A 13,079-nucleotide genomic window follows, 5' to 3' on the forward strand; every position below is an offset into this window, starting at 1 on the left:
TGCCCGCAGCCGATTCCCCGATGCGGCAGGAGGGCAGGCAAGATGGGTGGGTGACCCTCATCGATCAGCTGCCGCCGACCGCCGACCCCGACGCCCTCTACGAAGCCTTCGAGTCGTGGGCCGAGGAGCGCGGGCTCACCCTCTATCCCCACCAGGAGGAGGCGCTGATCGAGGTGGTCTCCGGCGCGAATGTGATCGTGTCGACGCCCACCGGCTCCGGCAAGAGCATGATCGCCGCGGGCGCCCACTTCGCCGCGCTGGCCCGGGACGAGGTCACCTTCTACACCGCTCCGATCAAGGCACTCGTCTCGGAGAAGTTCTTCGAGCTGTGCAAGATCTTCGGCACCGAGAACGTCGGCATGCTCACCGGCGACGCGTCCGTCAACGCCGACGCCCCGGTCATCTGCTGCACCGCGGAGGTGCTGGCGTCGATCGCGCTGCGCGACGGCAAGGACGCGGACGTCGGCCAGGTCGTCATGGACGAGTTCCACTTCTACGCGGAGGGCGACCGCGGCTGGGCCTGGCAGATCCCGATCCTGGAGCTGCCGCAGGCTCAGTTCATCCTGATGTCGGCCACGCTCGGCGATGTCTCGATGTTCGAGAAGGACCTCACCCGGCGCACCGGCCGGCCGACTGCGGTGGTTCGCTCGGCCACCCGTCCCGTGCCGCTGTCCTACGAGTACAAATTCACTCCGCTCACCGAGACCCTGACCGAACTGCTTCAGACCAAGCAGGCGCCGGTCTACATCGTGCACTTCACTCAGGCGCAGGCCGTGGAACGGGCACAGGCGCTGATGAGCATCAACATGTGCTCGCGCGAGGAGAAGGACCAGATCGCCGAGCTGATCGGCAACTTCCGCTTCACCACCAAGTTCGGCCGCAATCTCTCCCGTTACGTCCGGCACGGCATCGGTGTCCATCACGCCGGGATGCTGCCGAAGTACCGGCGTCTGGTGGAGAAACTCGCGCAGGCGGGTCTGCTGAAGGTCATCTGCGGTACGGACACACTCGGTGTGGGTGTCAACGTGCCCATCCGCACCGTGCTGTTCACAGCCCTCACCAAGTACGACGGCAGTCGCGTCCGCACGCTGCGGGCCCGTGAGTTCCATCAGATCGCCGGTCGTGCCGGGCGGGCGGGCTTCGACACTGCGGGCTTCGTCGTGGCCCAGGCGCCCGAGCACGTCATCGAGAACGAGAAGGCGCTCGCCAAGGCCGGCGACGACCCGAAGAAGCGCCGCAAGGTCGTCCGCAAGAAGGCGCCCGAGGGTTTCGTGGCCTGGACGGAGAACACCTTCGAGAAACTGATCACCTCCGAGCCGGAGCCGCTGACGTCCCGCTTCCGGGTGACGCACACCATGCTGCTGTCGGTGATCGCCCGGCCGGGCAACGCCTTCGAGGCGATGCGGCATCTCCTGGAGGACAACCACGAGCCGCGCAAGCAGCAGCTGCGGCACATCCGGCGTGCGATCGCGATCTACCGCTCGCTGCTGGACGGCGGCATCGTCGAGAAGCTCGACGAGCCGGACGCCACAGGCCGCATCGTCCGTCTCACCGTCGATCTGCAGCAGGACTTCGCGCTCAACCAGCCGCTGTCCACCTTCGCACTGGCCGCGTTCGAGCTGCTGGACCCGGAGTCGCCGTCGTACGCCCTGGACATGGTGTCCGTCGTCGAGTCCACGCTGGACGACCCGCGCCAGATCCTCGTCGCCCAGCTGAACAAGGCGAAGGGCGAGGCCGTCGCCGCGATGAAGGCGGACGGTGTCGAGTACGAGGAGCGCATGGAGCGCCTCCAGGACGTCACCTACCCGAAGCCCCTGGAGGAGCTGCTCTTCCACGCGTACAACACGTACCGCAAGAGCCACCCCTGGGTCGGCGACCACCCTCTGTCGCCGAAGTCGGTCATCCGGGACATGTACGAACGCGCGCTGTCCTTCACGGAGTTGGTGTCGGTCTACGAGCTGGCCCGCACCGAGGGCATCGTGCTGCGCTACCTCGCCAGCGCCTACAAGACCCTCGACCACAACATCCCGGACGACCTCAAGTCCGAGGACCTTCAGGACCTGATCGAGTGGCTCGGCGAGATGGTGCGCCAGGTCGACTCCAGCCTGCTGGACGAGTGGGAGCAGCTCGCCAACCCGGAGGAGATGACCGCCGAGGAGGCCCAGGAGAAGGCCGACGAGGTCAAGCCGGTCACCTCCAACGCGCGTGCCTTCCGTGTCCTCGTCCGCAACGCCATGTTCCGCCGTGTCGAACTCGCCGCGCTCGACCAGGTCGAGGAGCTGGGCGAGATGGACGCCGACGCGGGCTGGGACGCCGACGCCTGGGGCGAGGCGATGGACAAGTACTGGGACGAGTACGAGGACCTCGGTACCGGCCCCGACGCCCGCGGACCCAAGCTCCTGGTGATCGAGGAGGAGCCGGCGAACCGCCTGTGGCGGGTCCGCCAGATCTTCGACGACCCGAACAGCGACCATGACTGGGGCATCAGCGCGGAGATCGACCTCACCGCTTCCGACGCGGAGGGCCGCGCCGTGGTCCGCGTCACCGACGTAGGCCAGTTGTGAGCACAGGAGAAGCCCACCCATGACGACCAACCCGGCCGAGAGGCTCGTCGACCTGCTCGACCTGGAGCAGATCGAGGTCAACATCTTCCGTGGCCGCAGCCCGCAGGAGTCCCTGCAGCGGGTCTTCGGCGGCCAGGTGGCGGGCCAGGCGCTGGTCGCCGCCGCACGCACCACGGAAGGCGACCGCCCCGTGCACTCGCTGCACGCGTACTTCCTTCGCCCCGGGCGGCCGGGGGTGCCGATCGTGTACCAGGTCGAACGGGTGCGGGACGGCAGGTCGTTCACGACCCGTCGGGTCACCGCGGTGCAGCAGGGCCGCACGATCTTCAATCTCACCGCCTCCTTTCACAAGCCTGAACAGGGGAGTTTCGAGCACCAGTTGCCGCCGGCCCGCAAGGTCCCGGACCCGGAGTCGCTGCCGACGGTCACCGAGGAGATCCGGGAGCATCTGGGCGCGCTGCCGGAACAGTTGGAGCGGATGGCCCGGCGTCAGCCTTTCGACATCCGCTATGTCGACCGGCTGCGCTGGACCGAGGACGAGGTCAAGGGCGCCGAGCCGCGCAGCGCGGTGTGGATGCGGGCGGTCGGGCCGCTGGGCGACGACCCGGTCGTGCACACCTGCGCGCTGACCTACGCCAGCGACATGACCCTCCTGGACGCGGTCCGTATCCCCGTCGAACCGCTGTGGGGCCCGCGGAGTTTCGACATCGCGTCACTGGACCACGCCATGTGGTTCCACCGGCCCTTCCGCGCGGACGAGTGGTTCCTGTACGACCAGGAGTCGCCGATCGCGACCGGCGGACGGGGTCTCGCCCGGGGGCGGATCTATGACCTGGAGGGACGCCTGCTGGTGTCCGTCGTCCAGGAGGGACTGTTCAGGGCGCTGTAACCCGCGAGGTCCGGCGCCTGAGCCGCCTCAGCCAACCGCGGCGCGGTTCCGGCTCCTCGGGCCGGGGTGAGCCGAGGTGCCCCTGATGCGACGGCGCCGGGACCCGTCGTGCCGTGGGACGCGGCGCGGGCCGCATCACGCGTGCGTCCTCCAGAACCGCGGCCAGGTCGGCGCACAACAGATCGATCTCGTCCGGGTCGTCCGCGGTCATGATCTTCTCGGCGATGAGGGCAGCGGGCGAACCCGGTGCGCCGGACTCGGGGGCTCCGGACCGGAAGCGGTTCAGATGGGAGCGCTCATAGGGGTCGGGGACGATCTCCGCGATCTGGACGGGATCGAGGAAGGCGGCCAGCGCGCCGGCGCTCTCCCACGGGTCCTCGGCCAGGCGCAGCAGGAACCCGCGATGCCGTCCGCGCCAGTTACGTGCGCGCAGGTCCACTCCCGCGTCGAGCATGTCGCGCAACCCCTCGGGCATGCGGCGGTCGTTCAGCAGTGGGCTGTTGCGCTCGTCGGCGGCGAACCGCTTCAACTCCTCGGCCAGATACAGCCAGACCACGGCTCGATAGCGGTTCAGATAGAACTTGACCGGCACCACCAGCCCGAGACGGGCGAGGCGGGTGAACCGGCTTGCGGTCACGTCCAGGACGTCCGCGCCATCGGTGGTGCCCACGACCTTCACGCGGTCCAGCAATGAGTCGGGGAAGCCGTCCGCCGAACTCACCCGGTCGATCTCGGCGCGTGGGACTCGCCGGCCCCCGCCTCCCTCGTCGGGCACGGACTGGATCAGGCCGAGGTGGACGGCCAGGTCCAGCTCCCCTCGCTTCAGGCCCAGTTCACGGGCCGCTCGGCTCGGCGTGCAGGCAGGGTGGCGCGTTTGGGTGGCGGTCTCGCGTGACATGCTCGGTCTCCCCCGTGGAGTCAGTGGCTCACGCTCTGTGCGTTCGCCGTGACAAAACCGTAGCCGGTTCGCCGAATCTCGTGGCGAGCCTGTGGATAACTCCGCAAGGGGCGGCGAAACAGCAGGTCAGAGGTCTTTGAGTGGTGCCCGTTCGGGCTGTCGGGCGTCCACGTCGAGGTGCTCTCCGACCCGGTTGACGAGCAGGGTCATCTCGTAGGCGATCTGGCCGATGTCGGCGTCCGCGCCGCTGAGCACGCACAGACAGCTGCCGGTGCCCGCCGCGGTGACGAACAGTACGGCGTCATCGAACTCGACCATCGTCTGACGTACTCTGCCCGCGCCGAAGTGCCGTCCCGAGCCTTTGGCGAGGCTGTGCAGTCCGGACGAGACGGCTGCGAGGTGCTCGGCGTCCTCGCGGCGAAGTCCCGTACTCGCACCCGTCACCAGACCGTCGTTGGACAGCACCAGCGCGTGTCGCACATGATCGACGCGCTCGGTCAGATCGTCCAGTAGCCAGTCGAGCCCCTGGTTCTGCGCCATGTTCCGGTCTCCCCGTGTAGATGTCTCCCCCTGCACCGGAGGTCTCTTCGCCACCCTTCCCGACGATCCGGTTCCCGGGCAAGGAGGATGGGGGCATGGCGAAGAAGATGACCGATGAGGAATGGCGGGCGTTCGTCTCGCACGGCACGCGCACCGCGAAGCTGTCGACGGTGCGGGCCGACGGAAGCCCGCATGTGACCCCGATCTGGTTCGTGCTCGACGGCGACGAGCTGGTGTTCAACACGGGCAGTTCGAGCGTGAAGGGCCGCAATCTGGTGCGTGACGGCCGGGTGGCGCTGTGCGTGGACGATGACCGGCCGCCCTACTCCTTCGTGGTCCTCCAGGGCCGCGCGCGGATCTCGGAGGACCTCGAGGAGCTGAGGCACTGGGCCGGTCGTATCGGGGCGCGGTACATGGGTGAGGAGCGCGCGGAGGAGTTCGGGGCGCGCAATGGCGTCCCGGGTGAGCTCCTCGTCCGCGTCACGATTCAGAAGGTGCTGGCGGAGCGGGACGTGGCCGACTGACGGCGGTCCGTACGCCATCGGCGCCCGTGCCACCGGCGGGTCAGGAGAGGAGTCCCATCAGTCCTCACCCTGGGCGAGGATGCGGGCGAGGTCGCGGCTGAGGGCGCGCAGCTGGTCGGCCGACTCGGCAAGAGCGTCGGCCAGTTGCTCGACCTCGTGCGGCGTGTGGGTGCCTGTGATGTCGGCGCCCTCGATGTACAGGCCGACGGTGCGGTCGGCGCTGGAGAACGGGGCCTGGGTGAGGAAAGCACGGAACATTTCGCGGCCGCCGGGGGCGATGACGTGCTCGGGCCCGTCGTGGGAGATGTCGACCTTGTACTGGGTGAGGCCGTCAGCAGAGTGGCCGGTGCACCGGTCGGGTTCGTCGATCTCCAGGGGCTTGACCACGAAGACGGTGAGCGTGGCCTTGCGGGGCTCGGTGTTCATCGGGTCGGCGCCGGCAGGGTCGGGCACCGGTCAGCCGACGGAGTTGAGCAGCCGGGCGGTGTGCATCCGGCCGGCGTACTCGACGAGTCGGATCAGTACCTCCTTTCCCGAGGCCCGGTCCCGGGCGTCGCAGAGCACGACCGGCGTCCCCTGGTCAAGGTCGAGGGCGCGTGAGACGTCGTGGGCGCCGTAGGTCCGGGCGCCCGCGAAGCAGTTGACGGCCACGACGAACGGGATGTGCCGGTGCTCGAAGTAGTCCACGGCGGGGAAGCAGTCCTCCAGGCGCCGGGTGTCGGCGAGAACCACGGCACCCAGAGCGCCTTGTGACAGCTCGTCCCAGAGGAACCAGAAGCGGTCCTGGCCCGGGGTGCCGAAGAGGTACAGGGACAGCCCGGACCGGATGGTGATGCGCCCGAAGTCCATGGCGACGGTCGTGGTGACCTTCTGGCTCACGCCACCGGTGTCGTCGACCGACTGACCGGCCTCGCTGAGGAGTTCCTCAGTACGCAGCGGCCGGATCTCGCTGACGGCGCCCACCAGGGTGGTCTTGCCCACGCCGAATCCGCCGGCGACAAGAATCTTCAACGCCAGGGCGGCCGTGTCGGCCTCGGAGGCGTCGGAGTGCTCGGGGACCATCGATCACTTCTCTCGGGAGTACCGGCATTTTTCGAGGTATCTATGTGAAGTCAGCATCATGACAACTACCGCCGCACTTCGTGGGGTTGGAACGGTTTTGGCTCGATGCGACCGTCTCGTTCCGGTTCGGTGTCTCATCTACAGCGCTCGCAATCCGGCGATCACCTCGCGCAGGATCCGCTCGTCGGGGAGCTGCGCGGGCGGCACCGGACGGCTGACGGTGACGCGCCCCAGTTCCAGGAGGTCGCCGAGCAGCACCCTGACGACTCCGACGGGCAGATCTGCTCCCGCGGCGAGCTCGGCGACCGACTGGGTCTCCGGTCGGCACAGGTCGATCAGGGACCGGTGTTCCGGCCCGAGCGTGGTGTCGTCGCCGGTGCCGCTCGCCGTGGTGGCGAGTGTGACGAGGGCGATCAGGTCGAAACGCACCCCGCTGGGGCCTGGTCTGGTGCGTCCACCGGTCATGGCGTACGGGCGGACCAGAGGCCCGGCCTCGCCGTCGTACCACTGGCTGCCCGGCTCGCGCGGGGCGCCGTTCGTGTCCTCGGTCATGCGCGCGGACCGCCCTTCCGGCTCATCCCGTGGCGGGTGGCCGCGCGGCCGCGCGTGGCGGTGTGTAGAGGTGCTCGCCGACCCGTTTGACCAGCCGTGCCATCTCGTACGCCACCAGCCCGATGTCGGCGGTCACGGCGGTGAGGACGGCGAGGCAGGAGCCGTCGCCTGCGGCCGCGACGAACAGGAAGGCGTCGTCCATCTCGACCATGGTCTGACGGACCCCACCGGCACCGAAGTGCCGCCCCACGCCCTTGGCCAGGCTGTGGAAACCGGAGGCGACCGCGGCGAGGTGCTCGGCGTCCTCACGGCGTAGGTCCGTGGACGCGCCCACGGCGAGCCCGTCGTTGGACAGCACCACGGCGTGCCGCACCTCTCTGACGCGCAGCACCAAGTCGTCGAGCAGCCAGTCCAGTTCGCCGGACCTCTGGGCGGCTCTCATGCTCGGATCCTGGATCATGCGGGGTCTCCTTCAGTGCTGTCGCCGCGCCGCGTGGGTTCTGGGGTGGCGCCGCGACCGGGTTGCCTGCCGCCGCCGCGCGCCCAGCCGTCGCGGTAGGCGGCCATGCGGTCCCTGACGAGTTCGGGGGTGCGCCGGTCGTCGTCGTGGAAGGCGGTCGTCCCGGCCTGTTCCTCGATGCGCCCTTCGCGTAGTTGGGGGGCGAGGCTCGCCTGGCGTACGCGGCGTGGCAGGTCGTCGGCGGCTATGGAGTCGTCCGTTGGGCGGTGTAGTCGCAAGGTGGTGACTCCGGGGGGTGGGGTGTGGTTCGCCGTCCGGGTCTCGGTCGGTGCGGGAGCCACCAGGGCGGGCCGGTCGGCGGCCGCCTGGACGGGCTCCTGGTGCCTCTCCGTGACGGGCACACGCGCGTGGTCGTGTTCCGCCAGCCGCGGGGGGTCCGCCGCCGCGCCGGGGGAACGTTCCGCGGAGGCGCCGTGCAGCAGGGCTGTGGGCAGTAGGACGACCGCGGTCGTGCCGCCGTAGGGCGAGGTGCGCAGGTGCACCTTGATGCCGTGTCGGGCGGCGAGCCTGCTGACCACGAAGAGGCCGAGACGGTCGCTGTCGAACAGGTCGAGCGCCTCGGACTGTTCGATGCGCCGGTTGGCCTCGGTCAGGGTCTCCTTGCCCATGCCGAGGCCGCGGTCCTCGACCTCGACGGCGTATCCATTACCGACGGGTTCGCCGGTGACGCGCACGCGCGTGTGGGGCGGCGAGAACTGGGCGGCGTTCTCGACGAGCTCGGCGAGAAGGTGGGTGAGGTCGGCGACGGCCGCGCCGACGACGGAGGTCGCGGGCAGCTGACGTACCTCCACGCGCGCGTAGTCCTCCACTTCGGAGACGGCCGCGCGGACCACGTCGGTGAGGGAGACCGCCATCCGCCAGGCGCGTCCGGGCGCCGCCCCGGAGAGGATGATCAGGCTCTCGGCATGGCGCCGCATGCGGGTGGTGAGGTGGTCGAGCCGGAAGAGGTCGCTCAGTTCGTTCGGGTCGTCGGAGCGCCGTTCCATGCTGTCCAGGAGGGTCAGTTGGCGGTGGACGAGCACCTGGCTGCGGCGGGCGAGGTTGACGAAGACGCCGGAGATGCCGCTGGCGAGTTCGGCGCGCTCCACGGCAGCTCTGAGGGCGGCGCGGTGGACGGTGCCCAGGGCCTCGCCGACCTGGCCGGTCTCGTCCTCGGCGGGCGGCCCTGTGGGTGCCTCGGCCCGGATGTCGATCTCCTCTCCGGCGCGCAGCTTCCGCATGGCCTCGGGCAGTTTGCGCCGGGCGATCTCCAGGGCGCTGTTGCGCAGGCTGACCAGCTCGACCACCAGGCCGCGGCCGATGCGGACGGAGATCACGAGCGAGGCGATCACAGCGACGAGGCCGAGCAGGACCGCGGCGCCGGCCGCGGTGAGCAGACCACGGGCGAAGGGGTCGGCGCGCTCCGCGACATCGCGCCCCGCGTCCTGCTCGATGGCCCGCATGGCGCCCTGCACGCGTGCGTGTGCCTTGCTCCAGACGCCTTCTGGCGCCGCGTCGATCGAGCCCGCGCGGGGTGACATGGCGAGGACCTTGTCCTCGACGGCCGTCACGGTCGCGTAGTCACTGCCGTCGGCGAGGCTCTGCCAGGCCGCGCCTTCGGATCCGCGGAGGTCGGCCACGGCGGACGCGGTGAGGGTACGGCGGGTGTCGACGGCTCCGGTGAACAGCCGCAGCCGCTCTCCGTCGAGGTGTCCGGCCAGGCGTGCGCTGCCCAGCACCACGTCCTCCTGGGCCAACGCCTCTCCCGCGCGGGCGAATTCGAGCAGCACGCGCGCATCGGAGCCGAGCTCGGCGTCCTGGATGCCCGTGAGGGCGCCGCCCACCGAGAAGGCGGTCGCGATGGTGATCGTGTAGCGCCCGTAGGCCTCGTCCCAGCCCGAGCGGCGGTCGAGAACGGCACTCCGCAGGGCGCTCAATTGCTCGGCGCCGCTGACGAAGGCCTGGAGTCGTCCGGCGACTCCGGCGGGGAGATCTCCTCCGTCGGCGACGGTGTTGCGGTCGCCCAGCCGGAGCCGCGCCACGGCCTTGTCGGTGTCCTGAGCGCGCTTCCTCAAGTCATCGCCGCGTCCCGTTGACGGGTCGGTGGCGTAGCGCACGGCGGCCGCGCGTTCGGCCTGGAGGGCGGTCACGGCCGCGGTGACGGGGGTCCTGATCTCCGAGTCGACATGCTGCAACTGACGCAGCCTGGAGACGTCCTGCGCGGTGGTGACCGTGGCGTAGGCCCACAGGGCCAGCAGCGAGACGACGGGCACCATCAGCAGACAGATGATCTTGGCGCGGACGGTGCGCGGACGTATGGGCCAGTGCTCCGCGCGCGGGGGCGGCGTCCCGCCCGGGGGCTCGTCCGGTCCTTCGTCGGCCGGTGGTCCGGCGTGGGCGCGGCGGCCGCGCGCCGGAGGCGGTGCCGACGTGTCGGCGTCGGCTGCGGTGGTCCTACGGGGTGGGCGCATGGCCTCCTCGCTCGGAAGTGGTTCGGGGCATGCCGTCAGGCCTCGCGGGTGCGGTCCGGTCGCGCTAGCCCGCGACGCCTTCGACCGATCTCTGGGCCGACGCGGACGCCTCGCGCTCCCCCGTGGTGGGCGACAGCGCGACGAAGGCGGAGGTGAGGAAGAGGTACGACCCGAGGCCGACGGCGAGGGGGAAGATGAACTGCATCGCCGTGGCCCCGGGCAGGACCTCGTCGGAGGGTGTGACCTCCACGCCGACCGCGAACATGCCGGTGTAGTGCATGCTGCTGACCGCCGCGCCCATGATCAACGAGGCGATGGTGACGGCGACGGGCGACTTGATGTTGAGCGCGGCCCACAGCGCCGCGGTCGCCGCGACCACGGCGATCAGTACGGAGAGGCCGACCAGCAGGGGGTCGTAGGTGACGTCGCCGTGCAGTCGTACGGCGGCCATGCCCAAGTAGTGCATGCTCGCGACGCCGAGACCGGTGGTGAGACCGCCCACGAAGAGCGCGCGGGCGCGGTCACGGCCGTATCCGACGGCGAAGACGCCGGCGCATACGACGGCCATGGCGACGAGGAGGCTCAGGATGGTGAGCGGCACGTCGTAGCGGATGTCGGTGCCACCGACGCTGAAGCCCAGCATGGCCACGAAGTGCATGGTCCAGATGCCGGTGCCGATCGCCGAGGCGGCGGTGACGAGCCAGTTGCGGCGCGACCGGCCGGTGGCACCGAGCGCGCGGACGGTGCAGCGCAGGCCGAGCGCGGCACCGGTGCAGGCCATGACGTACGACAGCACGGGGGTCAGCCAGCCGAGGGCGGCGTGGTCCAGGTGTCCCATGGCCACGGGACGCTAGCCGGGGCAGGGGCGCACGAAGGGGGCGCATTTCGAAAGCTGTTGGAATATGACGTCGTGATGCATCGGAACGACCGCGTCACGCTCGAACATGCGCACAGCGGCGTCATCCGTGCCGGTGAGGGATCATGCGGAGCATGAGCGACGACCACACACACGTGCAGGAGTTCTTCACGGCCCGCGCCGCCGACTGGGACAGCAAATTCCCCGACGACGGGCCCGTCTACGCGGCCGCGGTCGCCGAGCTCGGGCTGCGCGAGGGCGCTCGCGTCCTCGACGCGGGCTGCGGCACCGGGCGTGCCCTGCCGCCGCTGCGTGCCGCCGTGGGGCCCTCCGGAGTGGTCCTGGGTGCCGATCTGACCCCGGCCATGCTGGAGGCCGCCGTACGGGCAGGACGGGACGCGGACGGGCAGTTGCTGCTCGCCGACGTGGCCGCGCTTCCGTTGCGGGCGGATTCGCTCGACGCGGTGTTCGCGGCCGGCCTGATCGCGCACCTGCCCCATCCCGCCGAGAACCTGCGGGAGTTGGCCCGGGTGGTGCGCCCCGGCGGCACGCTGGCGCTGTTCCATCCGATCGGACGAGCGGCGCTCGCGGCACGCCAGGGCCGGCAGATCACCCCGGAAGACCTACGGGCCGAGCCCAACCTGCGTCCGCTGCTGGCCGGCTCCGGATGGCGTATGACGTCGTACGTCGACGAGGACGACCGCTTCCTGGCGTTGGCCTCGCGGGATTCCTGACGGCTCACCCCCGCCCGACGACGACCGCGACGAAGGCGTCGGGATTGTCGAACATGACGTTGTGGCCGGCTCCGGGCACGGTCACCACACGCACACCCGCTGCCTCCAGGGCTCGCCTCCCGAGGAGTTCACCGCTCGACTCGCCCTGAAGGAACACGCGGTCGACCGACAGTCCTTCGAGGATGTCCCGCATGATCGGCACGGAACCGCGCCGCAGCGCCACGGCACTGCGGTGCAGGGCCCGCGGGTCGGCCAGCCGCATGGTCGCCGCCCACACGGGCCCGACGGCTTCCAGCACACTCGCGTGGGCGCCTGCGACGTAGTCCTCCTCCTCGTATGCCGTGATCCATGCGCTGCCCGCGGCGGGCGGGGGCGAAGCGTCGAGGTTGGCCTCGGTGAGGACCAGCCGGGAGACGAGGTCGGGCCGCCGATGAACGAGCACGATGGCCACGGAGCCGCCCATGCTGTGCGCGATCAGTTCGGCGCCACCGAGCCCCGCCGCGTCCAGGGCCACGGCCAGGGCGTCCGCGTGCTCCTCCAAGGTGTAGCCGAAGCTCTCGGGCCGGTCGCTGATGCCATGCCCCGGAAGGTCGACGAACAGGGTCCGCCGACCCGCGAGTTCGGGCCGGGCCGCGACATGGGCGTGGTACACGGAGGAGACCGACCCCAGTCCGTGCACATACACGCGCGCGGGCCCCTCCCCCGGCGCCTCCGTCCATCGGATGCAGCTGCCCTTGCCGTCGAATTCGGCCTGCTTCATCGAGCCCCCTCGGAATCATGACCAGCACCCGCACTATATACATCGCAACAGATGTATCAAGCATCCGATGTATCCACCTCACGATGTACAGCGGATCCGCGCAACAATGTGGCCATGCTTGAGCTCGCCATCCTCGGATTCCTCTACGACACCCCGCTCCACGGCTACGAGCTGCGCAAACGCATCGCGGCACTGACCGGGCACGTGAAACCCGTCGCCGAGAGCACGCTGTACCCCGCGATCAAAAGGCTGGAGAAGGCCGACCTGCTGGCCCGGACCACCGAACCCGGATCCGTGGCCGCTCCACGTCACGTCCTGACTCTCACCGAGCAGGGCAGACGGGAACTGCGCCGCCGCCTCGCCGAACCGGACCCGCGTGACATCAGCGACGAGAACCGGTGGTTCACGCTGCTCGCGTTCCTGCGGCACCTGGACGACACCGCCGCCCAGTCAGCCGTACTGCGGCGTCGGCTGGCCTTCCTCGAGGAGCCGGCGAGCTTCTTCTACGACGGCGACCGGCCCCTGCGCGCAGAGGAACTGGACGATCCGTTCCGGCGCGGCATCCTGACCATCGCGCGGGCCACGTCCAGGGCCGAGCTCACCTGGCTGCGCGAGACGATCGCCTCACTCGACGACTGATCCGTGAGGTCATTCGGGCCGTCGAGAGCCCTTCACCCCGTCGTCCCTCTTCTGCCGTCGAGGCTCCAACTCTACGTTGATTAGGAGGAGA

14 protein-coding genes are annotated in these 13,079 nt (G+C 70.0%); 5 read left to right on the top strand and 9 right to left on the bottom strand.

Going from position 1 to position 13,079, the window contains the following annotated elements:
• Positions 1 to 50: 50 nt before the first annotated feature.
• A complete protein-coding gene (locus tag IE325_RS24170; RefSeq protein ID WP_190072123.1) occupies positions 51 to 2,564 on the top strand; it encodes a DEAD/DEAH box helicase in 2,514 nt (837 codons plus the stop codon).
• 19 nt (positions 2,565 to 2,583) lie between these two features.
• Complete coding sequence (locus tag IE325_RS24175; protein WP_190072124.1) at positions 2,584 to 3,453, top strand: acyl-CoA thioesterase; 870 nt, start codon at positions 2,584 to 2,586, stop codon at positions 3,451 to 3,453.
• On the opposite strand, the gene IE325_RS24180 is transcribed toward IE325_RS24175, so the two are convergent.
• Positions 3,440 to 4,351: a DUF6397 family protein gene (locus IE325_RS24180; protein WP_190072125.1), complete on the bottom strand. Its 912-nt coding sequence runs from the start codon at positions 4,349 to 4,351 to the stop codon at positions 3,440 to 3,442. The genes IE325_RS24175 and IE325_RS24180 overlap by 14 nt on opposite strands.
• A gap of 126 nt (positions 4,352 to 4,477) precedes the next feature.
• Positions 4,478 to 4,891 carry a roadblock/LC7 domain-containing protein gene (locus IE325_RS24185; protein WP_190072126.1) on the bottom strand — a complete coding sequence of 138 codons (414 nt, stop codon included), beginning with the start codon at positions 4,889 to 4,891 and terminating at the stop codon, positions 4,478 to 4,480.
• A gap of 95 nt (positions 4,892 to 4,986) precedes the next feature.
• On the opposite strand from IE325_RS24185, the gene IE325_RS24190 reads away from it, so the two are divergent.
• A complete protein-coding gene (locus tag IE325_RS24190; protein ID WP_190072127.1) occupies positions 4,987 to 5,415 on the top strand; it encodes a PPOX class F420-dependent oxidoreductase in 429 nt (142 codons plus the stop codon).
• A 57-nt stretch (positions 5,416 to 5,472) separates the two neighbouring features.
• Here the strand turns inward: IE325_RS24190 and IE325_RS24195 are convergent, their stop codons facing one another.
• The 6 genes from IE325_RS24195 to IE325_RS24220 all read right to left on the bottom strand — a co-directional run bounded on the left by IE325_RS24195 (position 5,473) and on the right by IE325_RS24220 (position 10,837).
• Entirely contained in the window at positions 5,473 to 5,868 is a 396-nt protein-coding gene (locus IE325_RS24195) for a DUF6907 domain-containing protein (protein WP_229911963.1), read from the bottom strand.
• Positions 5,869 to 5,871: 3 nt separating this feature from the next.
• Entirely contained in the window at positions 5,872 to 6,477 is a 606-nt protein-coding gene (locus IE325_RS24200) for a GTP-binding protein (protein ID WP_190072128.1), read from the bottom strand.
• Positions 6,478 to 6,615: 138 nt separating this feature from the next.
• The gene (locus tag IE325_RS24205; protein WP_190072129.1) at positions 6,616 to 7,029 is read right to left on the bottom strand and encodes a DUF742 domain-containing protein; all 414 of its coding nucleotides are present in this window, start codon (positions 7,027 to 7,029) and stop codon (positions 6,616 to 6,618) included.
• Between the two features lie 22 nt (positions 7,030 to 7,051).
• A complete protein-coding gene (locus tag IE325_RS24210) occupies positions 7,052 to 7,489 on the bottom strand; it encodes a roadblock/LC7 domain-containing protein (RefSeq protein ID WP_190072130.1) in 438 nt (145 codons plus the stop codon).
• The gene (locus IE325_RS24215; protein WP_190072131.1) at positions 7,486 to 9,999 is read right to left on the bottom strand and encodes a sensor histidine kinase; all 2,514 of its coding nucleotides are present in this window, start codon (positions 9,997 to 9,999) and stop codon (positions 7,486 to 7,488) included. Before IE325_RS24215 ends, IE325_RS24210 begins: the two co-directional genes overlap by 4 nt.
• 64 nt (positions 10,000 to 10,063) lie before the next feature.
• Positions 10,064 to 10,837 (bottom strand): MHYT domain-containing protein, encoded by a 774-nt coding sequence (locus tag IE325_RS24220; RefSeq protein WP_190072132.1) that lies wholly within the window; start codon positions 10,835 to 10,837, stop codon positions 10,064 to 10,066.
• 152 nt (positions 10,838 to 10,989) lie between these two features.
• Here IE325_RS24220 and IE325_RS24225 point away from each other — a divergent pair, with 152 nt between their 5' ends.
• Positions 10,990 to 11,589: a class I SAM-dependent methyltransferase gene (locus IE325_RS24225; RefSeq protein WP_190072133.1), complete on the top strand. Its 600-nt coding sequence runs from the start codon at positions 10,990 to 10,992 to the stop codon at positions 11,587 to 11,589.
• Positions 11,590 to 11,593: 4 nt separating this feature from the next.
• Here the strand turns inward: IE325_RS24225 and IE325_RS24230 are convergent, their stop codons facing one another.
• Entirely contained in the window at positions 11,594 to 12,349 is a 756-nt protein-coding gene (locus tag IE325_RS24230) for an alpha/beta fold hydrolase (protein WP_190072134.1), read from the bottom strand.
• A 114-nt stretch (positions 12,350 to 12,463) separates the two neighbouring features.
• Between IE325_RS24230 and IE325_RS24235 the strand changes: the two genes are divergently transcribed.
• Complete coding sequence (locus IE325_RS24235) at positions 12,464 to 12,988, top strand: PadR family transcriptional regulator (RefSeq protein ID WP_190072135.1); 525 nt, start codon at positions 12,464 to 12,466, stop codon at positions 12,986 to 12,988.
• Positions 12,989 to 13,079 lie beyond the last annotated feature (91 nt).

It is taken from the genome of Streptomyces lanatus (assembly GCF_014655715.1).
In the GTDB taxonomy this organism is placed as follows: Bacteria; Actinomycetota; Actinomycetes; order Streptomycetales; family Streptomycetaceae; genus Streptomyces; species Streptomyces lanatus.

What these genes read in the sequence shown, in the direction of transcription:
- IE325_RS24175 (WP_190072124.1), top strand. Translation starts at nt 2,584, where the DNA reads ATGACGACCAACCCGGCCGAGAGGCTCGTCGACCTGCTCGACCTGGAG.
- IE325_RS24180 (WP_190072125.1), bottom strand. Translation starts at nt 4,351, where the DNA reads ATGTCACGCGAGACCGCCACCCAAACGCGCCACCCTGCCTGCACGCCG.
- IE325_RS24185 (WP_190072126.1), bottom strand. Translation starts at nt 4,891, where the DNA reads ATGGCGCAGAACCAGGGGCTCGACTGGCTACTGGACGATCTGACCGAG.
- IE325_RS24190 (WP_190072127.1), top strand. Translation starts at nt 4,987, where the DNA reads ATGGCGAAGAAGATGACCGATGAGGAATGGCGGGCGTTCGTCTCGCAC.
- IE325_RS24200 (WP_190072128.1), bottom strand. Translation starts at nt 6,477, where the DNA reads ATGGTCCCCGAGCACTCCGACGCCTCCGAGGCCGACACGGCCGCCCTG.
- IE325_RS24205 (WP_190072129.1), bottom strand. Translation starts at nt 7,029, where the DNA reads ATGACCGAGGACACGAACGGCGCCCCGCGCGAGCCGGGCAGCCAGTGG.
- IE325_RS24210 (WP_190072130.1), bottom strand. Translation starts at nt 7,489, where the DNA reads ATGATCCAGGATCCGAGCATGAGAGCCGCCCAGAGGTCCGGCGAACTG.
- IE325_RS24215 (WP_190072131.1), bottom strand. Translation starts at nt 9,999, where the DNA reads ATGCGCCCACCCCGTAGGACCACCGCAGCCGACGCCGACACGTCGGCA.
- IE325_RS24220 (WP_190072132.1), bottom strand. Translation starts at nt 10,837, where the DNA reads ATGGGACACCTGGACCACGCCGCCCTCGGCTGGCTGACCCCCGTGCTG.
- IE325_RS24225 (WP_190072133.1), top strand. Translation starts at nt 10,990, where the DNA reads ATGAGCGACGACCACACACACGTGCAGGAGTTCTTCACGGCCCGCGCC.
- IE325_RS24230 (WP_190072134.1), bottom strand. Translation starts at nt 12,349, where the DNA reads ATGAAGCAGGCCGAATTCGACGGCAAGGGCAGCTGCATCCGATGGACG.
- IE325_RS24235 (WP_190072135.1), top strand. Translation starts at nt 12,464, where the DNA reads ATGCTTGAGCTCGCCATCCTCGGATTCCTCTACGACACCCCGCTCCAC.